The following is a 25,205-nucleotide window of genomic DNA, read 5'->3' as shown; positions in this document are numbered from 1 at the left end:
TTATTGTTTGGCGTTTTTTAGAGAGTCCGTCCCGACGGTATAGCGTCCGTAGTTATACCGCATCAGGTTCAGGCTATCCACATATATCTTGAAATAAGAGGCGGAATCACCTTTTCCTTCCAGGCGGATAGAACCGAATACGCTTCTGACCTGCTTGGTCGGTATCGTACGGAGAACCGTCTCATGATAACCGTCATGCAGAATCTTTTCGTTTACAACGATGGTCGTATCTCCCTGGTTGGCACTCAGCCTGATTACCGGACGACCCTTCATCGCGTCGTTCAATCCCCAGACACGCATACCCAAGACAAACGTACTGCCGGACGGATAATTCGTCTCCGGCTTGATATCGACCGTTATCCCGTTGAATACAGCCCTCGGCTCGAAGGTAAGATACGTAAGGCGCGGCCAGATATCCACCGAATCCTGCTTGGATACGGGAGCGGCACTAGCCTGCACATCCCCCAATGCCTTCTGCCGTTCGTTCAGTTCTGCCAGCACCAGGTCGTATACCTGCATATACACATCCAGGTTACGCCCGTACCAAACCAGCGAACTGTCGTAAACAGCCTGTTCGATATTATGCTTGCGAAATACGGACTGATAAAGCACTTCCTTCTCAGCATCGTCGCTATACTTCTTATAGTCGGTACTGATCATGGCTTCCGCCAGCTGCATATCGATCAGGACAGCCTTCATCTCCTTTTCCGACAAAATACCATCAGGCACCTTACTACAGGAAACCACCAAAGCCGCCGTCAACAATACGACACCGTATCTGCGCAATTTATTCCGCATTTATTTACTACTTTCTTTTTCTTTTGAGAGACTCGCCGACAAAGTATGCCGGTAAAATATCAATAACAGGAACACACCCACACAGATAGCCGAATCTGCCAGGTTGAAGATCGGACGGAAGAAGACGAACTCCTCTCCCCCCCAGATTGGAACCCAGTCCGGCAACACCGTCTGGATCAACGGGAAATAAAACATATCCACCACTTTTCCGTGCAGCCAGGTAGCATAACCACCACCGGCAGGCATGAAAGAGGCGATCTGGCCAAAGCTATGGTCAAATATGACCCCATAAAATATAGAGTCGATTATATTACCGATGGCTCCCGCAAAGATCAGCGAGACACACGCAATAAAGCCGAAATTGTACTTCTCCTTCACCAGCTTATACAGGTAATAACCGATAAAGCCGACCGCCACGATGCGGAATACGGATAAGAACAATTTGCCTATCACCTCGATACCGAAAGCCATTCCGGGATTTTCGGTAAAGTACAAATAAAACCACGGAGTGATCTCTATACTTTCGTGCAACTGCATATGTGTCTTGATCCAGATTTTAAGAGCCTGGTCAAGAATAAGGAGCAGCATTACAATTAACACTGCTCCCCAACCTTTGGAAAATTTCATTTATCTTTTACCTCCTTGTTTTGCTTCGATACTCAAAGTAGCATGAGGTACGGCACGTAGTCTCTCCTTCGGGATCAGCTTACCCGTTTCGCGACAAATGCCATAAGTCTTATTTTCAATACGGATCAAAGCGGCCTGCAAGTTCTGTATGAACTTCATCTGGCGCTGTGCCAGACGTCCGGCCTCTTCCTTCGACAAAGTTGCGGCACCTTCTTCCAACACTTTGAATGTTGGTGACGTATCAGCCACATCGTTCCCATCAGAATTGGTTACACCCGATCTCAACAACTCGTAATCCTTTCTGGCTACCTCCAACTTCTCTAAAATAATGGCGCGGAACTCCTCGAGTTCAGCATCCGAATATCTTGTCTTTTCTGCCATGGTTCATTTAATTTTAGGTTCCACAATTCATAATATATATCAGGCGATCCAAAGTCGCAGTCCAAATATACGACAATATTTATATGCGGCAAGGGACGCCTTTCTTTTTTAAGAAAAAAATCACTCTTTCTCGATACGCACCGACAGGTTGAAATCTTCGAAATCAAGGACGGTCGCATCGCTTATCGCATGCTCTGTAATCTCAACAGATACAGCCAGCACCTGGTTCGCAATGTATTCGTTAAATTCCTTAATTGCGTCGTCCATTTCATCGGAAGAAAGAACGGTCACGTTGATCTTATCGGTTATATCGTATCCGTTGCTCTTACGCAGGTTCTGGATACGGTTCACCAATTCACGTGCCAGCCCTTCTTTGCGCAGGCTTTCCGTCACGGTGATGTCGAGGGCAACCGTCAGGCGGCCTTCGTTGGCAACCAGCCATCCCGGTATATCTTCAGAGATGATTTCCACATCAGCCAGTTCGACCGTTGCATCCTGTCCTTCCACATTCAGCGTGAATGTACCGGCAGCTTCGAAAGCAAGGATATTTTCCTGGCTCATGCCCTGGATAGCGGCAGCCAGGCTCTTCATGATCTTACCGTAACGCGGGCCTAACTTCTTAAAGTCCGGCTTGATACGTTTCACCAGGATACCGGCAGCGTTATCGACAAACTTCAGTTCCTTCACATTCACTTCGTTCAGGATCAGGTTCTTTACCGCCTCGATGCTTTCCTGCTGGTGAGCATCGGCAACAGGCACCATGATGGTCTGCAGCGGCTGGCGAACTTTGATATTTACTTTACGACGCAGAGCTAGTACCATAGAAGACACATCCTGTGCCATCCTCATACGTTCTTCCAAATCCTTGTCGATCAATGCTTCATCATATTTCGGGAAGTCCGACAGGTGTACGGATTCCACTGTTTCACGTCCGGTAACGGCAATCAGGTCACTGAACAGCTGGTCGCCATAGAACGGAGCGATCGGAGACATCAGCTTGGCTACTGTTTCCAGGCAAGTATATAAAGTCTGGTAAGCAGACAATTTATCCGTTGTCATGCCTCCCCCCCAGAAACGGCGGCGGTTCAGGCGTACGTACCAGTTACTCAGGTTGTCGTTTACAAATTCAGAGATAGCACGTCCCGCACGGGTCGGTTCGTAGGTATCATAGTATCCGTCTACATCTTTCACCAGTGTATTCAGCAAAGAAAGGATCCAGCGGTCGATTTCCGGGCGTTCGTTCAGAGGAACATCCGGCTGTGAGTAATCGAAGCCGTCCACATTTGCATACAGGGCAAAGAATGAATATGTATTATATAATGTACCGAAGAATTTACGGCGCACTTCATCCATTCCGTCGATATCGAACTTGATATTATCCCACGGAGACGCATTGGTGATCATATACCAGCGCAACGGATCAGAACCATACTGTTCGATCGTAGAGAACGGATCGACGGCATTGCCCAGACGTTTGGACATCTTGTTACCGTTCTTATCCAATACAAGACCATTAGACACAACCGCTTTATAAGCCACACTGTCGAACACCATCGTTGCCAGTGCATGCAGGGTAAAGAACCAGCCACGCGTCTGGTCTACACCTTCGGCGATAAAGTCAGCCGGATATACCTCGCGACTATCCAGTAACTCCTTATTCTCGAACGGATAATGGATCTGTGCATAAGGCATCGCACCCGAGTCGAACCAAACGTCGATCAGGTCGGTTTCACGTTTCATCGGCTTGCCGCTTTCAGAAACAAGGATCACCTCATCCACATACGGACGGTGCAGGTCGATCTTTTCGTAATTGTCCTTATTGTATTCGCCCGGATTGAAACCTCTGTCCTTATACGGATTCGATTCCATATATCCTTTCTCAACGGCTTTCTCTATTTCATTGTACAGTTCTTCTACCGAACCGATACACTTTTCTTCCGTACCGTCTTCCGTACGCCAGATAGGCAGCGGAGTTCCCCAGTAACGGCTGCGGCTCAGGTTCCAGTCCTGCAGGTTTTCCAACCATTTACCGAAGCGGCCTGTACCGGTACTCTGCGGTTTCCAGTTGATCGTATTGTTCAGTTCGATCATACGGTCGCGGCAGGCAGTGGTACGGATAAACCAGCTATCCAGCGGATAGTATAATACCGGTTTGTCGGTACGCCAGCAGTGCGGATAGTTGTGTATCTGCTTTTCGATACGGAACACACGGTTCTGTACCTTCAACATCATACATATCTCCACATCTAATGTTTCATCTTTATCCGTTTTTTCCGGATCGTAGGCATTCTTTACGAACTTACCTTCGAACGGGTCATAATCGGCTGCATTCATACGAGTCTGTACGAACTTAGGATCAAGGTCTTCCATCAGATAAAACTTACCGGTCATATCCACCATAGGACGATTATTACCATCCTTATCAACCATCATCAAAGGAGGCACGCCACTGGCTTTCGCCACACGGTCGTCGTCTGCACCGAATGTCGGAGCAATATGAACGATACCGGTACCATCTTCAACGGTTACATAATCGCCTGTAATTACACGGAAAGCACCTTCACCCGGATTAACCCATGGGATCAACTGTTCGTAGTGCATGCCGGCCAGTTCCGGCCCTTTCCATTCGCCTACGACTTTGAAAGGAACCAGTTTATCGCCGATCTTATAGTCTGCCAATTCAAGATCAGCCGCTTTCGGATTGAAATAAACATTCAACAGATCTTTTGCCAATACAGCCGTCATCGGCATTCCCGTGTAGGGATTGTAAGTCTGAACAGCCACATAGGTAAAATTCGGGCCTACGCAAAGAGCCGTATTGGAAGGCAATGTCCACGGAGTAGTTGTCCAAGCCAGGAAAAACGGTTCGCCGAACTGCGCCATTTCCGGCTTCGGATCAAGTATACGGAATTGTGCCGTACAAGTGGTATCCTTCACGTCACGGTAGCAACCCGGCTGGTTCAACTCGTGTGAGCTAAGACCTGTCCCGGCAGCCGGTGAATACGGCTGGATAGTATATCCCTTGTACAGTAAACCTTTCTTATATAATTCTTTCAGCAAATACCACAATGTTTCGATGTAACGGTTATCGTAAGTGATATACGGGTTTTCCATATCCACCCAGTAGCCCATCTTGTCGGTGAGGTCTTCCCATTCTTTGGTAAACTTCATCACATCGCGGCGGCAAGCTGCGTTATAGTCAGCGACAGAAATCTTCTTACCGATATCTTCCTTGGTTATACCCATAGATTTCTCTACGCCCAGCTCAACCGGCAGGCCGTGAGTATCCCATCCTGCCTTACGGTTCACCAGATATCCTTTCATGGTCTTGTAACGGCAGAAAATATCTTTAATCGAACGAGCAATAACATGGTGAATACCCGGCATTCCGTTTGCAGAAGGCGGACCTTCATAAAATACAAACGAGGGGTATCCTTCACGGATTTCAAGACTCTTATGGAAGATGTCGCCATCCTGCCATTTCTTCAACACCTCTTTATTGACGTTCGACAAGTCGAACTTAGAGTATTCGGTAAATTTCTTACTCATATCGCGTTATTTTTATCAATCTTCTAAAAATGCCGCAAAGTTAGTGATTTAATTCTAATTAGAAAAAAACCTTTTTCTCTTTTCCGTTTTTATTAATATCTTTGTGATACAGACATGTAATAGCAAAGAAATATGCAACAAGCAACAACAATCCTAAAAGTCCTAATTTGCTTGATATAATTAATCTTTCCTAAATTAAATATGAGAAAGATCAGCAATAATATTTATCTTTGTATAGGATTTATAAAATAAGACCTGCATTATGACAACAATAGAACTTGAAACCAGCAAAGCAGAATTGGTTCGTGAAATATTAAATATCGACAATAGCGAAACCATCGGGAAACTCCGTAAATATCTAAGTAAAATCCGAAGTGACAAACAGAAGGTAAGCCCCTGTGAATATACGCTTGAAGAGGTACGCCAACGATTATCCGTCACAGGAAAAGATGCTATTGCCGGAATAGGAATCAGCGGAGATGAAATGGAACAGCACATGAAAAATATTATATGATGGAGATAATATGGCATCCATTCGCTTCAAACGATTTTGACCAAATTATATTTTATTATCGGAATACTTTTGGAATTAAAACAGCTCGAAAAGTTCGTGATACACTTCACCATGACATATATCATTTACTCATCTCACACCCTTCTCTGGGATTTTGTGAAACCAGCCTCGACAATATCGACCAACTCACCTATCGCTCACTAGTTTCCGGTCATATTAAAATAATTTATACCGTCCACAATAAATATCTATATATTCATATGCTTTGGGATTGTAGACGTAATCCGGAACTACTTCAAAGCGAAATGAAAGAGCGCAAGCAAAACAGAACAGATGATTTTTAAGCCTAACATATTACAGAAAATGCAGAAACTATGGCGTTAGGTTCTGTTCTGTAGGCATACCTAAAATTGCTGATCCTATCCAGCAGTTTTCTTATAAAAGTGCTGATTTTGTTAGGCATATTTTACATCTTTACATGCAAGAAACCTATTAATCAAACAATGGAACAGCTGGCGGACAAAACAAACAACAGAAGCAGATACAGGGAATAAGCGATGCCTACATCGTGAAAGACGATATTGAATATGGACACCGGAATGTAATTCCTCTTTGGCATTTCGGTTTCAATTATTGAATCCGATTTGCACAAAAGTTTTCTAAAAATATTCCCTCATTCCTTCAGCCATAATTTATTTATCTAATTATAAACCAATTACAGCTGAAGGATTTTTACAGACACACACCCAAATGAAGAAAAATCACTTTATTTCCTTCACGTGATACAAGTTTCCTCGTTCTGTATGCCGGTTTGGGACATTGTTACGACGCAATAGGCGGCCGAAAGCATTTATGGTTGTGTTGCTAAAAGTCAGGTGGCTACGCTTGCGGATACGTTGCATAATCTCGGCAGCAGGAAGCCATTCGCCGATTTCACCATCTTCTTCGGACAACGGCTTGAAATATTGCAGGAAAAGCTGCTCTTCCACCGGTACCTGTTCGAACACTTCATTCTGGCGAGTAATCGTTTTTTCTTCCTCCCGCGTCAGCCAATACCGTTCGCCCGCACGGAGTGCATGGATCGCCTGAGCATACAGCTGGTCATAATCGATAAAATGCCTGCGGTCTATCTCACCATTTATTTCTACACACAGGAAACGCCGGCTGCCGGTCGGATCGGATAACAAGTCCATATTATTACAAGTTCCGACAAATCCGGCATACCGTTTCAAAGCCTGCACACTCGATTTGTAGGCACGACGGGCATTCACCTCGGGCTTTTGAAGCAGGTGTTTCAGAAAAGACTGACGGGAATTTCCTATCGAGTCGAACTCGTCGATATTTATAAGGGCAAAACGGTGCAGCATCAGTTCAGCATCACGACGATTTCCAAAATCGATACTGTCGGTATAAAACTCACGCAAGACCGGTGGCATTAAATTACGGCACCAGGTAGACTTTCCACACCCCTGATCCCCCACCAATAAAGGCAATAGGCTGTTAGCATGCACCCCACCCATCTGTTTCCATTGGGCGACAAGCCCCAGGAACCAGATATAAAAATGCTCGCGCCACAACTTCGATGATGTCGGTACCGTATCCGCCAAGGCACGTATATGATCTTTCCTGTCCCATTCCGGCAGATTATCCAGATAATCATCCAGCGGATTGAACAGCGGAATCTTATTGGAATAGATATAACGTTTCACATCACGATCCCACAAATCGAGTCCTTCCGCCTGTGCATGCAGGGAGATCGTATTGAGAACCTCGTCGGTAACAGGAAAGAAACTATAATAATAGGAACGTCGTTCGCGATATTCCACTTCACCTTTCAGCTCGTTCCTCCGCAACTCATAGCGACGTTTCATAAACTCTTCCATCCGAAATACGAGGTTCTGGCAAGCCGGCATGACCGGACCGGCACCAAAATATTTATCCAGCAGATAAGTATTGTGTACCGCCGCCCGCAGTTCCGTCTCGTTCCGTTGGAAATGTACGTTCACATACGCCCATTTCACCACATCTTCCTCCGGTATGCCTGCACGAAGGCAATTCTCCGCCAATCGCACCAGCAAAGCATCCGCCGTTGTATCGTCCGATTCCTTCCCCACCTCTTCAATCGCCTTTTTCAAGGCTACCTGAAAAAGCAGGTAAACGGAACAACTGCGTTCATGCCCCGCCTCCATCCGTTGAAGCGGCAACGGTTCCTGTTGTTTCAGCTCACGGAAAGTCGGTTCGCCCGGCATTTGCAAGGGCTGTTCAAGTGTAGCCGGTACAGCCGCCGGATTAAAATAAAGATCCGGATCGTAGGATATGCGACAGGCTTGCACCACAGCTGGTTGCCCATAGGGTATTTCCCGTTGCAGTTGCATCCGGTAATAATTCAGTGCCCGCTGATAGGCATGCGCATGAAACCACTCCGCCAACTCACGGCTGGAAGGCAAAGATCCATCCGGCAACGTAAAAGGGACAACAATCTTCACGCTTTTGCGGCTCGAACCGATAAATGCAAGCATTGTTTGCAGTGAACCGGCCGCCTTCCGCCGTATCTCCACCGCCTCCGTATAACCTGATAAATTATTGATCTCCAACAGAATAAGCCCGTTGTAAGCCTTCATTTCCACAACCTCTTTTTTCTTATTCAATTCGGCACCGAAAACGATTTTGGGCAGCTTGGCTGACGCCGGACAAGGATAACCCGGAGGATATTCCTCCAGTTTTTCCCGAAATTCTTTTACCGTTCGTCCGGCCACCGGGTCTTTCATCGTTTCTATTAAATCATTAAAGGAAAGCGTCTTAACGGATTTATTTCCGTCTTTGTACAGTGTGATATTCATTCGCTTGTAATTTAAGGTGTACTTTCTGCCTAAAAGTAAGAAAAAAAGCCATATAAAACAAGGCTTCTCTCAATTATTATTTATATCTTTAGTCCGTTATTCCTTCTTGTTTGACAACTGGCAAACGCTTGTAAGACAGTTATCGAATAAGCGTTTGTCAGCTGTCAAACAAGCGTACGGCAATTGATAAACAAAAAAAAGTAAGGCACTTCGGAATTACCGGATAGTAGGTTAAACCATAAATCATAGTAGTTATGTGTGCAAGATATCGAATGGTTCGCAATCCGAACCCTACAGGAGACAAGAAAAAACAGGCGTTGCATCCGCGGGTGGTACCTTATGGAACTATCAGTACAGAGGAATTGATGCGGGATATAGAAGGACGATCCGGATTTTCGGGAGCCGACATCAAGGGGGCTTTGCGGGTAATTGCCGATGCGATGGCTTTCCGGCTGGATGAAGGATATAACGTAGAATTAGACGGCCTCGGCTTTTTCAGCGTCTCGCTTGTTTCGCGTCCGGTCATGGATAGAAAGGAGATCCGCAGCGAGTCAGTACATTTCCGCAATGTGAATTTCCGCTGTGGCAAATACCTGAAAAGCAAACTAAAATCGATCTCCCTGGAGCGTATGCCGGAAGGAAAAGGCGTTCTGCCCTCTTTCGATGAACGGGTACGCCGACTGACGGAATATCTGAACACACATCATTATATCACTTGCGGTGACTACCGGGAGCTGACAGGCTGCTCCAAATATCGTGCGCTGGAAGATCTGAAGAAGCTGATAGATGAAGGAAAATTGGAGAAAAACGGGTATAGGAGCACAAGGGTTTATTCATTTCCTTCAGCTGTAAATCACTGATAATAAAACAAGAAAGATTACAGCTGAAGGAATGAAGGATTATTTTTGAAAAACTATTATTATAAAGGTTGGGAAGTATTATGCTACGATATGTTCAGATTTTTGGTAACAAATACGACAAAACCGGTTTTGACACATGAAAAGCCCCATTTCATCGCATAGCATACTAGTCACAGGCTCCGTCACACAGAGTAGTGCTAATACAGGCAGGACTATAGTGCTGATAATGCTAACACTATAGTCCTGTCTTCAAATAAGTGGCATTTCATCGAAAAAAACAAATATTTCACTTTGTATTTTCCGACTTTTATCATTTAGTAGTATAAAAAACCTCCCTAATCTACCGGTACAAAATGTATCAAAATATCTTTATTGTTATAATTAGCTGCAGCTACATATTGGAGTTTTCCATTCACAAAATCAACAGCTTCTTCATGCGTATGTCCTGCATAAACACCTATCACCTCCGGACTATTCAGAACCAAATCACAGAATTGATAAGTTGTTTCCATAAATCCATTTTCCGGCCAAGATTCCCTACGTTCGATTTCATAATATATATCGTTCTTTTTGTTCCAGTCCGGATGTCCACAACCATAATCAATATTATGCCCAGGCAAATAAACCGGAATATGCATTGATAAAACAATTGGCAAGCCTTTACCGACCTGCTTCTGAAAGAAATCCAACTGCTCCTTAGTTATTTCAAATGCAGAATTATCAATCGTTACAAAGTTTACACCATGTACCGTTTGAGCATTAAACATCGGATTCTGCCCTTGGTACAAATCATTCAGATTAGAAGCAGTCCACTTATCTCTTTGCAAGAAAGAACTTCCAGATTCACCCTCATAATGCCAATCATGGTTACCCGCAACATATATCCAGTTTAAACCTGATTCATCAAGTATGGATTTGATATATTCAACCGAAGCCAGAGAAGGGAAGTTAATAATATCACCACCCAGAATCACCAGTTCCGAACCTGCCTTTTTAGCTTTATCAAGAGAAGCACGAAAAGCCAGATCACGTCCATTTCCTTTTCCATAATTTTCAGGCTCCACTGCACCTCCTCCCATTCGATGAGTATAGGCATAATACTCTTTTCCACGTTCATCTTCTACTGTAAAATGAGTATCAGAAAGAAATAATACATTAAACGGCTTTTCTAATCCCTTTATATAATAATAAACATTTCCATTTTGTACCGTAATATTCTCTACCATCCGTGAGGTCTGCACTTCCCCGCAGCCTGTCAAAAGACAGGCAAGGAAAGTGACATAAAAGAAAAACTTTATTTTTATCATCATCATTTTTTCAATATCCACATTAAATCGTTGTTGGTATCTTTGCCATTATACTGACGATCCAAAGCGACTTTCAAGTTTTCTCCATTTTCATCATATTCTCGTTGTGGATACATCCAACGCTTGGGTAACTGATCAGGGATATCATTCATATTGGTCGACGGATCAATCGGCAAAACAGGATATAAAACCCGACGATATTCATAATATCCATCCCATGGATTTTGTAAAAAATAGATAAAATACTTTTGCTGGAAAATTTGTTTTAACTGAGTATCCGTATCCGAGGCAAACGCAGCTCGCCCATTCGACAAATAATCAGTAATGTATTCGTCAGTAATGGCTGGTCTTCCTTCTACATACATATCAGGAGTATGATCTTTTACAAACAACATTGCCGCACGAACTCCCCGTTCATAAAACTCCTTGGCATTTCCAGGCATCCATCCTCTTACAATTCCTTCTGCAATATTAAAACATTGTTCAGCATAACCAATTCTCATGATAGGCTCGCCGGCTGGATTATTAATATCTCGGTAACGTAGATTTAATTTACAACATTTACCATCACCATACAATTTTGTAATATCGCTAAAAGGTAAACTAGGATCAATAGATACATAAGCATCAAAATCTCCCTCCGACAGACCTTGTGACACAGCATCTGCTGAAGGTTCTGCAAAATAGAACAGACGGTTATCTTTTAACACTTTTAATGAATCAACCAGATTGGAAGACAAGACACAATATCCATTACTTCGGGCCCACAAATCATTGAAAGGATACACCTGTCCTCCTTTATTGGAATAAACTAACTGAAAATTATCATCATTGCTTTCCATTAATGACTTGCTGTTTACCAATTCAGCAAACTGAGACTGAATATTCAAGTCAGCTTCCGTATCATGCATATACAAATTAATAAGCACTTTCAACTTAAAGCCATTCACAACTTTCACCCATTTCACAGGATCTCCATTCAAAATTGGATCTCCTTCGAAACTTTGACTATTCCCGAATAGTTCAGCAGCTTTATCCAAATCGGTCAAAATAGCCTGCATCACTTCTTTCTGTGTATCGTATTTGGGTGTATAATTTATTGTTTCTGGATTCACCGCTTCCGAATAAGGTATATCTCCGAACGTCAGTGATAAATAAAAGCCTTTATAAGCCTTAATAAAACTAGCCAAAGCCTCGTAAGGCATCCTGTTTTCGGGAGTTGCAGACGCAACCATCTGATTTGCATTTGTTATATCCAAAAAAGAATCGAAGCCTGAACGTGAAATCTTATTATACAATTCATTTCGAATCAATTCTGCTGTAATGGCATGCTTGCTCATGAAATTATGATCGATAAATGATCCGTACTCATAATCTTGCTTGGTCATTCCTATTAATAACCCGGTAGCTAGCAATCCCGGTGCAACTTGATTTGTCGCATTTGGATCGTTATTTATTTCATCGAAATTGGAACAAGAGGATAAAATCCCTAAACAAATTCCTAAAACAATAAATGATCTTATATATTTATTCATAATATCTTTTACTTTTTAAAATGAAGTTTTCAAATTGAATCCAATGTATCTCATAGATGGTGAATTTAAGTTATCCTCCCCTTTATCCGGATCCGAATATTTAAATTCATTTGTCCATAACAACAAATTATTACCAGTAATACCTACCGTTAAATCAGTCATTTTTATTTTTTTCGTCAATGCATTCGGCACTGTATAGTTTAATGCAATTTCACGAAGTTTAAAATATGTACGATTGTAATAAGATTGTGGTTTACCTGCATAATAGTCATTAGAATAATGACGAATATAATTTTCATACGATACTCTTGCATCGTTCGGAGCATATACACGATTATCACTGATAACCTGTCCATATTCATCCCGCTCAATCGTTCCAGAAATAACTTTCACACCAGGACCAATATAACTAATATTCTTGTTTACAACCTCATCATACCGCCATTGATTATCTGATTCAATATGAGATCCGGAATTCCACATCACCTGGTCTGTCCAGTTATAAGCGACTCCACCGACACACCCGTCAAAAGCAAAATGGAAGGTAAAATCTTTGTAGCGCAAGGTATTTGAGAATCCCCAAATCCAATCGGGTGATGAATATCCCATCAAGCCCTTATAAGGTATACTCTCCGGCAATCCGCTTGCTCCATGCACTATATTCCCATACGGATCAGTATCCCAAAGAGGAGCAGTAAGATAGTCACAACGCATTCCCTCTTTTACCCATGGTGCTTTAGTCGAATATTTAGAATCCAGTTTCACAAAAACATCACGTTCGGATGACCAGTTAAACAACGTATTCCATTCAAAATCTTTCGTTTTTACCGGAGTAGCGCCAATGGAGAGTTCAAAACCTCTTCTCTCCCGTTCTTCTTTCGAATTAATGTAGGTCTGATCATATCCTGAACTCATACTTAGCGGGGCTTTCACGGCAAAATCTTTCCTCCGTTTATTATAATAGGTCAAATCTACCCAAACTCTGTTATTCAAAAAGTTTGCATTCGCACCCAATTCATAAGAACGTGAACTTTCCGGGAGCAAGTCAATCCCTCTTATCACTTTAGGATAATAAGCTGCCGTTTTTCCATCCCATATATTAGTAGTGATTGAATAAGTATTGTTTATTGCATAAATATCCAAGTCATTTTTATTTTGTGTCCATGACCCTCTCATTTTTAATAAGCTAATCCAATCCGGCATTTTAAGCAACTCTGAAACGACCAAACTAGCAGCTACTGACGGATAAAAATAAGAACGAGTAGAGCTAGGCAATGTACTTGACCAGTCATTACGAGCCGTAACATCGACAAATAACAGACTTCCCCAGGATAGAGTAGCTTTTCCAAAAATACTGTTCACTTGTTTCTTAAATCCCTTCTGTCCGGTTTTTGCTGGATCAACAGAAGCATTTAAAGAATAGAATCCAGGGATAGTCAGTCCGTTATTAGTTTCTCCCCATACATTGCTTCCTTGTTTATAATTGATAGTTCCACCTATCAATCCGTCAATACCAAACTTTCCAAATTGATGATTTGCCGTCACCAGGAAATCGTTATTCATACTAAAGGCATTCTCCTGATCTACATAGTAGTAGCCTTTTTTATTCATAGTATAAGTTTTAGCATATTTCCACTCTTCTTTATCCTGATAATAATCAAAACCGGAACGAAGTGTCATACTCAACCAAGGTAGCACATCATACTTCATCGACAAAGATCCATTTGTCACATCATAATCATCGTTGTGCCGTACCTCATTAGCCAAAAAATAAGGATTGTCATACCAAGTGTTTTCCATCCAGTTCTGCGCTTCTCCTTCTTTACCCCTCTGCCAATAATCTTTATAATCCCGAATATCATATTCTGTACCAGACCAAACCACAAGATTATAGATAAAACCGCCGGAACCATATTTAGTACCTTTATCATTCGGGTAAAAACGTTTATTGTAAGTCAGATTTCCTTCGAAACTAAATTTATCTACTTTAAAATCACCACCAACTGAGTAAGTAAATTTATTCAATTTCGTATTAGGGTATTGTCCTTTATTATAAACATGTGTCAGAGAAGTTCGGAAACTTCCTTTTTCACTCTGATAAGAGAGATTGATATTATTATTGGTAATGAAACCTGTTTCCAGAAAATTCTTAAAATTGTCTTTTCCTTTTGAAACAAGTTCTTTCTCTTCCCAGTCGTAGGTGTACGGATTGTACTGGGTTGCCATATATCCAGCATCTAGAGGAGCTCCCCAAACAAAATCACCTGTACGATATTGTCCGGCACCTCCTGAACTGTAAGAAGTCTGAACTTCCGGAAATGCCACATAACCAGCCTCAAACATAGTATTACTACTAACATTCACCTGCAAACCACCTTTCTCATTTCCTTTTTTCGTGGTAATGATAATTGCTCCTGAACCACCCCGAGATCCATAAAGGGCAGAAGCTGTAGCCCCCTTCAATACACTCATTGATTCGACGTCATCTGCTGCTATATCTCGTAAAGATATGTTTGTATAAGGAACACCGTCTATTACCAACAAAGGAGATTCTCCACGCAATGTCAATGTTGGAGCTTCATTAAACTCTGTACTACTTTTTACATTCATGCCCGCAACTTTTCCGATCAGGTTGGATGTGACATCAATATTTTTTACGCTTGTCAGTTTATCTCCATCCACTTTTTGGACAGAATATCCTAATCCTTTTTCTGAGCGCTTGATACCCAAAGCTGTAACCACTACCTCCTCTAAATTTTGTGAATCTTCTACTAAAGTTAATTGTAATATATTTCTTCCTTTTACAGAGACTTCCTGATCCACAAAACCAATAAAGCTCACCAATACAGAAGCATTATCATCGACTTCCAAAACAAACTTACCTTCTAAATCAGTTATTGTCCCATTCGTTGTTCCTTTTTCCACTATATTAGCACCAATAACAGGTACTCCATTTGGTTCACAGACAAATCCTTCTATTTTTTTCTTCTTACTTATCTGTTGAATTTCTTGTTTTTCTGTTGAAAGAATAATCTTACTGTCTACTACTGTATAACGTACATTCGTTCCAGCAAATACTGTATCTAACACTTTAAATATATCGCTTTTATCAACTACAACAGAAACCTTCCGTTGCAAATCGACATGTTTGATATTGAAGAAGAAAGAGAAGTCAGACTGTTCCTCGATCTCATCCAACACTTCTTTTACCGTTTGGTTTCGCATCTCCAGACTTACAGTAGCATTCTGGGCATAGCTACCTGTTGCTTGTGCCAAACCAATAGTACATATTAGTAAGAAGACTGATAACTTCATAACTCTTGGTATTTTATTTAAGATAAACCGCAGAAACTCTGCTACCCAATACTGTTGGGTATTAAAATGTTTTTGCATAACTTTGTACTGATCTAATTAATAAAAAATGATTTACTATGCTTGTCGCCAAACAAGCGTTTTAAATGAATTCTTTCCATCCGATGAAATACGCCAATATTTCATCGGATGTTTTTCTCTAGGGTGGTTTACTTTTCATGATTTTTTCAATTAGGTTAATAAATTTCTATTCGAGTTCTCTCATTCGTCGTATCCTGGATATCCAGGTAACGCCATTTTATATTCGATGATATTTTAAATATTTCCAATATACGTTCTAACCGTTGATTGGTAAATGAGCCGTTGAATGCCTCTGTACGAAGACGGTTATTGGATAACACGAAGTCAACATTAAACCGCTTCTCCAACATCCGCAACGCTTCCGGCAGCGGCGTTGCCAGGAAAACGATCTTTCCGTCTTTCCAGGCCGTTTCGGTTTCACCGCTTGTCTGGATCAGTTTGACCTGCGAAGAAGTTGTATTGTACATCAGTTTCTGTCCGGGCTTCATGACTACCGTTGTGGACTGCTGGTTCTTCTGATAGGCAAAGCGGACTTTACCCTCAACCAGCGTAGTGGATATAAATGAATCTCTCTCAAATGCTTCCACATTAAAGGAAGTACCCAATACCTCGATCTGCGTATGGTTGGGGGCTGAAACAATAAAACGATGTTCGGGGTCCTTCTGCACTTCAAAGAAAGCCTCCCCTTTCAACTGCACGCTTCTCTTGTCTTCACTGAAAAAAGAAGGATAGGTCAAAGAAGATTCCGAATTGAGGTATACTTTGGAGCCGTCCGGCAGATCGACGGTGGTCGTCATTCCTGGATTGGTCTTTATCTCGATCATATGGGCTATATCCCTCCGGGGAGTAAAATGCTCGATCCCCCAGGTGATAAGGAGAGGGATAAAAAGAATCGCAGCCACCCGCTGCACCCAGGTGAACCAGCTCACCTGCGGACGTTCCTTAGTCATTCTACGGCTTACGGATGCCAAAGCCTTTTCGGTATCCACCTTCGATTCCATCTGTGCTGTACCCATTACCTGATCAATGGCATAGATTTGTTTGACAATCCGGTAGTTATCTTCCGACTGCCCGATCCATTCCTCCACCATCCGGCATTCCTCTACCGTCGCCTCGCCGGAACAATACCGGGGAAGAAGTTCTTCTATCTGATCTATATTGAATGTTTCCATTTGCATTTTTATGCCTGTTTATATATTAGACAAGGGAACTCCGACGGATTACTAAACGGAAGTCCACTTTTTTTTGATATTTTTTTTATTCAACAAAAAAGCTAACTTTGCCGACAGGGAGACAGTTGTATGAAAAAGACCTCACAAGCAATAGACGATTCATTTCTGTTATCGGCCATGCAACATGGAGATAAAAAAGCCTATGGTACCTTATTCAGAAGATACTACCCGATGTTGTGCACGTATGCGAACCGGTTCGTCAGTCAGGAAGATGCCGAAGAGATCGTGCAGGATGTCATGTTATGGTTATGGGAAAACAGGGAAGCACAAATATTCAATACCTCTTTCAGCCAGTATCTGTACAAAACAGTCTATCACAGAAGTATCAACCAGCTTACCCGCCAGCAGTCGCAATTGCGGGCAGAGACACGTTACTATGAATATATGTTGGAGATGTTGCAGGACAGCGATTTCTACCAGGCGGAAGAACTGAAAAAACAGATCAGCCAGGCGATTCATGCCTTACCCGCCAGCTACCGGGAAGCATTTATCATGCACCGTTTCGAAAATAAAAGCTACAAAGAGATAGCCGAGATCCTGCAGGTTTCCACCCAAACGGTAAATTACCGGATTACTCAAGCCTTGAAACAACTGCGAGTTACCTTGAAAGATTACCTGCCGCTGATATTGTTGTTATCGAAATATATGAACTAGGTATATGCAATCGAATTATACATGCCTGTTCATCCGAGCCCGACAATAATATCCTAAGAATGCCTATCGTTAACCTCTAACAATGGGCATTCTTAGAGGTTAACGATAGGCATTCTTAAGTGCTAACGACTGGGGCGTTAATCACTCCGCACCAGCTTCCTGGAACTGTTCTATCAGTTTGTCCATATTTTCAGGACTCGATGCGACTTTAAATTGCAGTTCCCCTTTTTTGTTGATGATGGCGCAATGAGGGATATACAAGGCTCCATTGTTACCGAAAGTATTGTAGATATCCATTTTAAAAGATTCGTTGATGAGTACGTGCTCCCCTTTCAGATTATAGTATCCTGCCATTTTCTTCCATAAATCGGCTTCAGTCGGACGGTCGATGGAAACATAAAGCAGCACGATATCATTCTCCTTTGCATACTTCTGCAAGGGTTCAACATGGGCAAAAGACTGACGGCAAGGACCACACCAGGTTGCCCAGATATCGATAAAGATCACTTTTCCCGGATAGCGGTCGGTTATCTCTTTAAAAGAACGCACACTGTCGGTGTTCAGGATATGAATATCTGCGGGAAGCTCCTGCTTGTTAAACGAGATGTTCTTCCGTATCGCCTCCTCCAGCGATGATTGAAGGATACTGGCCGGATACAGCACTTTAAACTGTTCGTATAGCTCCGGTATGCCTGTCGAATAACTTTCGTTCGCAGCATCATCCAGGATAATATTAGCCATGGCGATTTCCTGTACACGTCCTTTCAGGTTCTCCTTATACCAGTCGAAAAGCATTACCTTGCCTTCATTCCGGTCTTTCGGCTGTTGCTTGGTTTTCATATAAAGCTCTATCCCGGCAATGTTCGACACCACATCGGAGAATGCGTCGGAAAAGACATTCTCCGGCTGGGTAATATCGGCATATTCCAGCATTTCCGGATAAACGGCCTCCCACTCTTTCTTTGTCTCTTCCGTTCCCCGGTAATTAATCCCGAAATACTGATTCATAAAGGCCAGCAACATCTGCATACGGACATCCTGCACGGCTCTTTTCTTAAAGAGGTCGTCGACTCCGGTTATCTTCTGTTCTATACCGGCTCCATAGTCCGTCAGTTTCTTGTAAACAGAAGAAGCTACCGTATCTTTTGCTACCTGGAACACATCTTTTTCGCGGGCTCTCAAACCAAAGACATCCTTCTGCAAACGGGCAAGTTCTTCCACGATTTCATTCTCCTTCACCAGCTTATTCTCCACATTCAGATTGCTTTCAAGGGAGGCATCGATATCGAGCCCGTTCTTACCGGGTTCGACGTAAACCGTACCCAGATACTTTTGCCCGTACACGTAAAACGAGACTTTCTCATTCTCTTTTCCAGGAAGTGTTATCCGATAGGTACTGTCCGCCTGCACAAAGAGGGTATCTCTCTGAGTAAACTGATATACACCGTCGATTGTAGAATTATAGACGATCGTATTACCGGAAAGATTGGATACTTTTCCTTCAATGGTTATCGGTTGAGAGGAACAACCTGCCAGTCCGAATGCGACGATACCGGCCAGCATATAAGCGAGTCTTTGATTTTCCATCTTATTAGTTTTAAAGCATGATAAATGAGTACGTCACGAGACGCAGACGGTTACAAATGTAGCAGTTTATTTTGTATTAACAGCCATCAGAAGTGCCACTACCTCAGAATAATTTTTACGTCCGGAGGGGATATTGTTACTTTTCAGGAACCAGTTATAAAGCGTATCCTGCATATCCCCGATCATCGGACTATACAAACCCTGCCAATAAGCGACCTTATCGTTGTATGCCTTTTTTACTTCAGGCGATATCGTTTCCTTCCATTGCTCGAAGTCTTCTTCCGGCAATAACTGCCAGGCATTACCCAACACATAAGGCAACAAGGCAAACCAGGCAGAGAAACGGATCTCCGGCACTTCGGAACGTGAGCAGACCAGAAAGCCATACAGGTTGGCCTCCGCCTCACTGGAGATGCCCAGTACATGCGCCATTTCATGGGCATACGTGAAAGGATACTGGACAGGAAGCAGGTCCGGATTCAGATTGTATTCGATAAAAAAGGGACCAATATATCCCAAAACTCCCACACCGCTCATCAACGACGGGAGCAGCATCGGTTTCGGATGAAGGTAACCGACGGGAGACACCAGCCCGAAACGTCCGGCTATCTCCTGGTAACCGTTCTTCACCTCCGAGGCAATGACGGCCTGATCCACCTTTTCAACCGGAGTGAAAGAGGCATTCAGCGAATCGGTATAAGCCGAAAGGAAAGAGCGGAAATCCTCTTCCGAATAATCGGCATAAGGGAGTTGTGTCCGTGTAAAGAAGTCCTCCCGGAAATAATTCAGTCCCCAGGCCAGATAGAACCAGGCATACACCCATAACAGGTATTCGACCGTACGCCCGACTGTCTTTTTCCATGAACGCTTCTTCACAAAAGCATAGATCAGATAGACCAGGATACCGACAATGCTTCCGTAGATGAAACAATCACCTACGGAAAAAGGGAAAGGGGATGAGATGCGGGACAGCACACCGGAAACAGCCGGATAGATCCGACGGGCATAAAATTCGGCTGCCACCGGCAACCGCATGACAATCCACACCCCGATCAACAATCCTGCCAGTAACGACCAGCGTATATATCTCCACATGCTCTTTACATTTATCTGTTTACGATATATTCTTATTCAGCAGCTTCTTCGCATCCGCTTCCGACAGATTGCGACGGGCAGCGTAATCTTTCATCTGCTCTTCATCGATCGAACCGATCATGAAATACTGCGAATCCGGATGAGCGATGTAAATACCGCTTACCGTTGCTGTCGGATACATGGCGCCGTTCTCTGTCAGCTTCACCCCGATCTGCGACATATCCAGCAGATTATCCAGCGTGTAATTCAACAACTGATCCGGCAACGAAGGATAACCTACCGCCGGACGGATTCCCTGATATTTCACCTTATACAGATCCGGGATGGATAAAGACTCGTCCGGAGCATATCCCCAGTATTCCTTACGCACCTTCTCATGCAGATATTCGGCAAGTGCTTCTGCCAGACGGTCCGTTAATGTCTGGAGCAACATCGAACTGTAGGTATCGCCCTCCTCCTCGAACTGGTTCTTCAGAGCCTCGGCACCGACACCGGCTGTTACGACAAAAGCACCGACATAATCCGTACGGCCTTCCGAAGCAGGCATGACATAATCGGCAAGCGATTTATAAACACCCTCGTCCTTCTTTGCCTGCTGACGCAATACAGGGATCACGATATCGCCCATCCGGATACTATCCCCGTCACTATTAGCCGGGAAGAATCCGTAAATGGCTTTACAATATTCCGCCTTCCTGTCCACCAGCCGATTCAGCAGACGGACGGCATCTTTATGCAACTGCATGGCTTCGGCTGCCTTCGCACGGTCTCCTTCCGGAAAACTAGCCAACCACTGGGCACGACAGGAGTCGCATCCGTGCAATTGGGCGATTCCGGCAAAACGTCCGCTCAGTTTCCAGGCAGAGAAGAAGAAGGTCCAGTGTATATAAGGTATGATTTCCTCCAATGGAATATACGGCAGAACATGGACACCCAACTGATTCGGGGTCGTAGGATTCCAGCCGGTCCAGTCTATTTTCTGCGGATGGAGGCGAGCTTCACTTAGCGGAACTAATATCTCCTTTTTCTGATCCATCGAAACGCGCAATGCTTCGTATTCCTTATTCAGGCTTTCAATATAAGCATCACGGGTATCCGGATTCAGCAGTTTGGCGGCAATCAGCGGGTTCTGCGACGCATCGAGTACGTGGATCACCGGATAATCATAATGAGGGGCTATCTTTATAGCCGTATGTAGCTTGGAGGTGGTTGCGCCACCGACCATGATCGGAATAGTCAATCCGGCTTTCTGCATCTCGTCCGTCACGTGTACCATCTCTTCCAGGGAGGGCGTGATCAGTCCTGACAGGCAGACCAGGTCGGGTTGCTCGTCGATGGCAGTCTTCACGATCACCTCGGCAGGAACCATCACACCCAGGTCGATCACTTCGTAATTGTTGCAGGCAAGAACGATCGAAACGATGTTTTTGCCGATGTCATGTACGTCGCCTTTCACCGTTGCGAAAAGAACCTTTCCGGCTTTCGCCGAGCCGGATGCCGTTTTATCGGCTTCAATGGCTGGCTGAAGGATGGCTACCGCCTTTTTCATGGTACGAGCTGTCTTTACCACCTGCGGCAAGAACATCTTCCCGGCACCGAACAGTTCACCGACCTTATTCATACCGCTCATCAGCGGACCGTCGATAATATTCACAGGACGCGGATATTCTTTCAATGCTTCCTGCAAGTCTTCTTCCAGATGGTCGCCGATCCCTTTGATCAGGGCATACTCCAGACGTTCCTTCAGCGGTTGTTCGCGCCAGGCTTCCTGTTTTGCTTCTCCTCCCCCCTGCTTATCCACATGCAGGTTCTGGGCATACGTAATCAGCTCTTCGGCGGCTTCCGGACGACGGTACAGAATCACATCTTCCAGCAAATTACGGAACTCCGGTTCGATATCTTCATAGATTACGGCAGAAGAAGGATTTACAATACCCATATCCAGCCCTTTACTAATAGCATGGTACAGGAATACGGAGTGCATCGCTTCACGCACATAATTATTTCCACGGAACGAGAAAGATAGGTTACTGATACCGCCGCTCACCTTGGCTCCCGGCAGATTCTGCTTGATCCACTCGACGGCACGGATAAAGTCCAGACCGTATCCGTTATGTTCTTCCATACCGGTAGCGATTGCCAGTACATTCGGATCGAAAATAATTCCGTTCGGATCAAAATCTATTTTCTCCCGAAGCAAACGATATGCGCGTCCGCAGACTTCCACTTTCCGTTCGAATGTATCCGCCTGCCCTTTCTCATCGAAAGCCATGACGACGACAGCCGCTCCCAACTGTTTGATGCGGGCGGCATGAGCCAGGAATACTTCTTCTCCTTCTTTCAGGGAAATCGAGTTGACGATACTTTTTCCCTGTACGCACATCAGCCCTTCTTCGATCACCTGCCATTTGGAAGAGTCGATCATGACAGGCACCCGGGCGATATCCGGTTCGGAAGCGACCAGATTCAGGAAAGTCGTCATTTCCTTGACGGCATCCAGCATCCCGTCGTCCATATTGATATCGATCACCTGCGCACCGTCTTCCACCTGCTTGCGGGCAATCGTCAAGGCTTCTTCGTAGTTCCCTTCCTTGATCAGACGAAGGAACTTACGGGAACCGGCGACGTTACAACGTTCGCCTATATTGATAAAGTTATTTTCTTTCTTTACTTCCAGCAGCTCAAGACCGGACAGCCACAGACAATCCGGCTTCGCGGCAGGCACATGCGGCTTTGCTCCTTTTATCAACGCCGGATACTGGGCGATATGGGCGGGTGTGGTACCACAACAACCTCCCAGTATATTCACCAGCCCCTCTTCGATGAACGGCTTCACATGCCCCGCCATCTTTTCCGGAGTCTCGTCATAAGTACCGAACGTATTGGGTAATCCGGCATTCGGATAAGCGCTTATATAATAGGGAGCATGTTTGGCCAGGTCGGCAAGGAAAGGCTTCATATCCGCTGCTCCGAAGGAACAGTTTAAACCGATACTGACCAGGTTGACATGCTGGACCGAAGCCAGGCAGGCACCCAGTGTCTGACCGGAAAGAGTACGTCCCCCCTGGGCAGAAAGCGTCAGTGACAACATGATCGGCAACTCTTTCCCTTTTTCTTTCAAAACAGTTTCAGCAGCTTCCAGTCCCGCTTTCACATTCAGCGTATCGAAAGTCGTTTCAAAAAGAATGATGTCCACGCCTCCGTCGACCAGCGCCTCCACCTGTTCTTTGTAGGCTTTATATATATCTTTATAGGTTACCGCACGATAAGCTGGATTACTCACATCGGGGCTCATGGATGCCGTCTTGTTGGTCGGGCCGATAGAACCGGCGACAAAGATCGTCCGGTCCGGATGCTCCGCCATAAACCCGTCGGCTACTTCCCGTCCGAGCTTTCCGGCAGCCAAGTTAATCTCACGCACATACTCCTGCATGGCGTAATCTTCCATCGAAATGGCGTTCGCATTGAATGTATTGGTAGCGAAGATATCTGCCCCGGCATCCAGATACTGCCGGTGGATCGACTTGATCACATCCGGACGGGTGATGCACAACAGGTCGTTGTTCCCTTTCAGCTGTCCGGGAAAATCGACGAAACGGTCGCCTCTGTAATCCTGTTCAGTCAGTTTGAATCCCTGGATCATAGTACCCATACCACCGTCCAGTATCAGGATACGTTCCTGCAGGGAGCGTATAAATGTTTCCTTATTCATAGATATGTCTTTTCCGTTTGAAAAAAGAAACGGCAAGAGTTTCTCTTACCGTCTAAATGCTCTGTCCATCTCCCGCTTGTCGTCACGGGCTTTGATGGAATCTCGTTTATCGTATTCCTTCTTACCTTTGGCTATGGCTACGACCACTTTCGCCAACCCTTTCTCGTTGATGAACATACGGGTCGGGATAATGGTAAAACCACTGTTACGGGCTGCATTGTCTATCTTGCGCAGCTCCTTTTTGGTAAGCAGCAATTTACGGTCGCGGCGTGCGACATGATTATTATAGGTACCGTAAAAATACTCGGCGATGTACATGTTCTTCACCCACAACTCGCCTTTCTCCATGATACAGAACGTATCGACCAGGCTGGCTTTTCCCAGGCGGATGGATTTGATCTCCGTCCCGGTCAGCACGATCCCGGCAGTAAACGTATCGAGCAATTCATAATCGAAGGTTGCCCGCTTGTTCTTTATCTGTATATTATTACTAATCTTCTCTTTCATCTTTTTCTAACTGTCAAAAACGTAATCCCGGCATCAGCATGAACAGCACAAACTCGATCACCGCCGGTGTCAGCAAAATGATAACGGTCGTTATACCGGCAAACTTCAGCCGTTCCTTTTCTTCCATCTGCATATAAGGACCGGCTCCTTCCCATACAATATAAAATGTATATAAAATGAAGATGCGCAGGAAGAAAAACTCCGGCAGCAGCATCAGCACGATATTCAAGGCAAACATCAGCGATGACGAATAACCGACAAAACGCTGGCAGAGTTTCATGTCCTTTTCTCTTCCAAACCATCCCTGCCAGGCTTCATTCAGAAAATAGGCTCCCAAATAGAAACCTCCGAAAGAAGCGACCAGGGTTTTGATCGACGATTTCAAAGCAAGCTCTACATCAAACTCCTTCCGCGTAAACAACACGCCCAGAAAAGCAGCCACTGTAACCAGTCCGATTAACGGATATATGAATCGCGACAAGAACTCATCGCCCTTCTCTTCTTTTCTTGACAACATATCCCAGGCCTTCCCCGGTTGAGATATGATGGCTATTACCCATTTGATTATCTCCTTATACATCTCTCCGTTTTTCTATTTAATACCCCTTTATCTT

General features: G+C 44.2%; 17 protein-coding genes and 1 pseudogene. 4 read left to right on the top strand and 14 right to left on the bottom strand.

The annotated features are described in order from the left end of the window. The 4 genes from P3L47_RS11900 to ileS form a co-directional block, all read right to left on the bottom strand. Complete coding sequence (locus P3L47_RS11900; RefSeq protein WP_277780912.1) at positions 1-798, bottom strand: DUF4296 domain-containing protein; 798 nt, start codon at positions 796-798, stop codon at positions 1-3. Then, positions 799-1,425 (bottom strand): lipoprotein signal peptidase, encoded by a 627-nt coding sequence (locus tag P3L47_RS11895; RefSeq protein WP_277780911.1) that lies wholly within the window; start codon positions 1,423-1,425, stop codon positions 799-801. Further along, positions 1,426-1,806: a TraR/DksA family transcriptional regulator gene (locus tag P3L47_RS11890; protein ID WP_122360765.1), complete on the bottom strand. Its 381-nt coding sequence runs from the start codon at positions 1,804-1,806 to the stop codon at positions 1,426-1,428. Between the two features lie 120 nt (positions 1,807-1,926). Continuing rightward, the gene (gene ileS, locus P3L47_RS11885; RefSeq protein WP_277780910.1) at positions 1,927-5,355 is read right to left on the bottom strand and encodes an isoleucine--tRNA ligase; all 3,429 of its coding nucleotides are present in this window, start codon (positions 5,353-5,355) and stop codon (positions 1,927-1,929) included. A gap of 262 nt (positions 5,356-5,617) precedes the next feature. On the opposite strand from ileS, the gene P3L47_RS11880 reads away from it, so the two are divergent. Further along, positions 5,618-5,869 carry a hypothetical protein gene (locus P3L47_RS11880; RefSeq protein WP_277780909.1) on the top strand — a complete coding sequence of 84 codons (252 nt, stop codon included), beginning with the start codon at positions 5,618-5,620 and terminating at the stop codon, positions 5,867-5,869. 514 nt (positions 5,870-6,383) lie between these two features. Then, positions 6,384-6,506 (top strand): annotated as a pseudogene (locus P3L47_RS11875) (ATP-binding protein); the annotation flags it as partial. Positions 6,507-6,630: 124 nt separating this feature from the next. On the opposite strand, the gene P3L47_RS11870 reads toward P3L47_RS11875, so the two are convergent. Continuing rightward, positions 6,631-8,709, bottom strand: a complete 2,079-nt coding sequence (locus P3L47_RS11870) for a BT4734/BF3469 family protein (protein ID WP_277780908.1) — start codon at positions 8,707-8,709, stop codon at positions 6,631-6,633. Between the two features lie 254 nt (positions 8,710-8,963). Between P3L47_RS11870 and P3L47_RS11865 the strand changes: the two genes are divergently transcribed. Continuing rightward, on the top strand, positions 8,964-9,569 hold the full coding sequence (locus P3L47_RS11865; RefSeq protein WP_122360769.1) for an HU family DNA-binding protein: 606 nt from the start codon (positions 8,964-8,966) through the stop codon (positions 9,567-9,569). A 335-nt stretch (positions 9,570-9,904) separates the two neighbouring features. Here P3L47_RS11865 and P3L47_RS11860 read toward each other — a convergent pair whose 3' ends face one another. The 4 genes from P3L47_RS11860 to P3L47_RS11845 form a co-directional block, all read right to left on the bottom strand. Further along, entirely contained in the window at positions 9,905-10,897 is a 993-nt protein-coding gene (locus tag P3L47_RS11860) for a metallophosphoesterase family protein (RefSeq protein WP_147382979.1), read from the bottom strand. Further along, complete coding sequence (locus tag P3L47_RS11855; RefSeq protein WP_122360771.1) at positions 10,879-12,411, bottom strand: SusD/RagB family nutrient-binding outer membrane lipoprotein; 1,533 nt, start codon at positions 12,409-12,411, stop codon at positions 10,879-10,881. The genes P3L47_RS11860 and P3L47_RS11855 overlap by 19 nt, the downstream gene beginning before the upstream one ends. 15 nt (positions 12,412-12,426) lie before the next feature. Further along, on the bottom strand, positions 12,427-15,726 hold the full coding sequence (locus P3L47_RS11850; protein WP_122360772.1) for a SusC/RagA family TonB-linked outer membrane protein: 3,300 nt from the start codon (positions 15,724-15,726) through the stop codon (positions 12,427-12,429). A 233-nt stretch (positions 15,727-15,959) separates the two neighbouring features. After that, positions 15,960-16,976 carry a FecR family protein gene (locus P3L47_RS11845; RefSeq protein ID WP_277783696.1) on the bottom strand — a complete coding sequence of 339 codons (1,017 nt, stop codon included), beginning with the start codon at positions 16,974-16,976 and terminating at the stop codon, positions 15,960-15,962. A 129-nt stretch (positions 16,977-17,105) separates the two neighbouring features. On the opposite strand from P3L47_RS11845, the gene P3L47_RS11840 reads away from it, so the two are divergent. Then, positions 17,106-17,690, top strand: coding sequence for an RNA polymerase sigma-70 factor (locus P3L47_RS11840; protein ID WP_277780907.1), 585 nt, complete (start codon positions 17,106-17,108; stop codon positions 17,688-17,690). Positions 17,691-17,831: 141 nt separating this feature from the next. Here P3L47_RS11840 and P3L47_RS11835 read toward each other — a convergent pair whose 3' ends face one another. The 5 genes from P3L47_RS11835 to P3L47_RS11815 all read right to left on the bottom strand — a co-directional run bounded on the left by P3L47_RS11835 (position 17,832) and on the right by P3L47_RS11815 (position 25,171). Beyond that, on the bottom strand, positions 17,832-19,277 hold the full coding sequence (locus P3L47_RS11835) for a TlpA family protein disulfide reductase (RefSeq protein WP_277780906.1): 1,446 nt from the start codon (positions 19,275-19,277) through the stop codon (positions 17,832-17,834). 66 nt (positions 19,278-19,343) lie between these two features. Continuing rightward, entirely contained in the window at positions 19,344-20,372 is a 1,029-nt protein-coding gene (locus P3L47_RS11830; protein ID WP_277780905.1) for a DUF3810 domain-containing protein, read from the bottom strand. Between the two features lie 19 nt (positions 20,373-20,391). Continuing rightward, entirely contained in the window at positions 20,392-24,084 is a 3,693-nt protein-coding gene (gene metH / locus P3L47_RS11825) for a methionine synthase (RefSeq protein WP_277780904.1), read from the bottom strand. A gap of 45 nt (positions 24,085-24,129) precedes the next feature. After that, positions 24,130-24,591, bottom strand: a complete 462-nt coding sequence (gene smpB, locus P3L47_RS11820) for an SsrA-binding protein SmpB (protein WP_277780903.1) — start codon at positions 24,589-24,591, stop codon at positions 24,130-24,132. Between the two features lie 13 nt (positions 24,592-24,604). Continuing rightward, positions 24,605-25,171: a Yip1 family protein gene (locus tag P3L47_RS11815; RefSeq protein WP_277780902.1), complete on the bottom strand. Its 567-nt coding sequence runs from the start codon at positions 25,169-25,171 to the stop codon at positions 24,605-24,607. Between the last annotated feature and the right edge of the window lie 34 nt (positions 25,172-25,205).

The sequence above is a fragment of the Parabacteroides chongii genome (assembly GCF_029581355.1).
Lineage (GTDB): Bacteria > Bacteroidota > Bacteroidia > Bacteroidales > Tannerellaceae > Parabacteroides > Parabacteroides chongii.
This window is presented reverse-complemented; position numbering and strand designations above follow the sequence as displayed.

Bases quoted from the DNA above. Each gene is read 5' to 3' on its own strand.
- P3L47_RS11900 (WP_277780912.1), bottom strand. From the start codon at position 798: ATGCGGAATAAATTGCGCAGATACGGTGTCGTATTGTTGACGGCGGCT.
- P3L47_RS11895 (WP_277780911.1), bottom strand. From the start codon at position 1,425: ATGAAATTTTCCAAAGGTTGGGGAGCAGTGTTAATTGTAATGCTGCTC.
- P3L47_RS11890 (WP_122360765.1), bottom strand. From the start codon at position 1,806: ATGGCAGAAAAGACAAGATATTCGGATGCTGAACTCGAGGAGTTCCGC.
- ileS (WP_277780910.1), bottom strand. From the start codon at position 5,355: ATGAGTAAGAAATTTACCGAATACTCTAAGTTCGACTTGTCGAACGTC.
- P3L47_RS11880 (WP_277780909.1), top strand. From the start codon at position 5,618: ATGACAACAATAGAACTTGAAACCAGCAAAGCAGAATTGGTTCGTGAA.
- P3L47_RS11870 (WP_277780908.1), bottom strand. From the start codon at position 8,709: ATGAATATCACACTGTACAAAGACGGAAATAAATCCGTTAAGACGCTT.
- P3L47_RS11865 (WP_122360769.1), top strand. From the start codon at position 8,964: ATGTGTGCAAGATATCGAATGGTTCGCAATCCGAACCCTACAGGAGAC.
- P3L47_RS11855 (WP_122360771.1), bottom strand. From the start codon at position 12,411: ATGAATAAATATATAAGATCATTTATTGTTTTAGGAATTTGTTTAGGG.
- P3L47_RS11850 (WP_122360772.1), bottom strand. From the start codon at position 15,726: ATGAAGTTATCAGTCTTCTTACTAATATGTACTATTGGTTTGGCACAA.
- P3L47_RS11845 (WP_277783696.1), bottom strand. From the start codon at position 16,976: ATGGAAACATTCAATATAGATCAGATAGAAGAACTTCTTCCCCGGTAT.
- P3L47_RS11840 (WP_277780907.1), top strand. From the start codon at position 17,106: ATGAAAAAGACCTCACAAGCAATAGACGATTCATTTCTGTTATCGGCC.
- P3L47_RS11835 (WP_277780906.1), bottom strand. From the start codon at position 19,277: ATGGAAAATCAAAGACTCGCTTATATGCTGGCCGGTATCGTCGCATTC.
- P3L47_RS11830 (WP_277780905.1), bottom strand. From the start codon at position 20,372: ATGTGGAGATATATACGCTGGTCGTTACTGGCAGGATTGTTGATCGGG.
- metH (WP_277780904.1), bottom strand. From the start codon at position 24,084: ATGAATAAGGAAACATTTATACGCTCCCTGCAGGAACGTATCCTGATA.
- smpB (WP_277780903.1), bottom strand. From the start codon at position 24,591: ATGAAAGAGAAGATTAGTAATAATATACAGATAAAGAACAAGCGGGCA.
- P3L47_RS11815 (WP_277780902.1), bottom strand. From the start codon at position 25,171: ATGTATAAGGAGATAATCAAATGGGTAATAGCCATCATATCTCAACCG.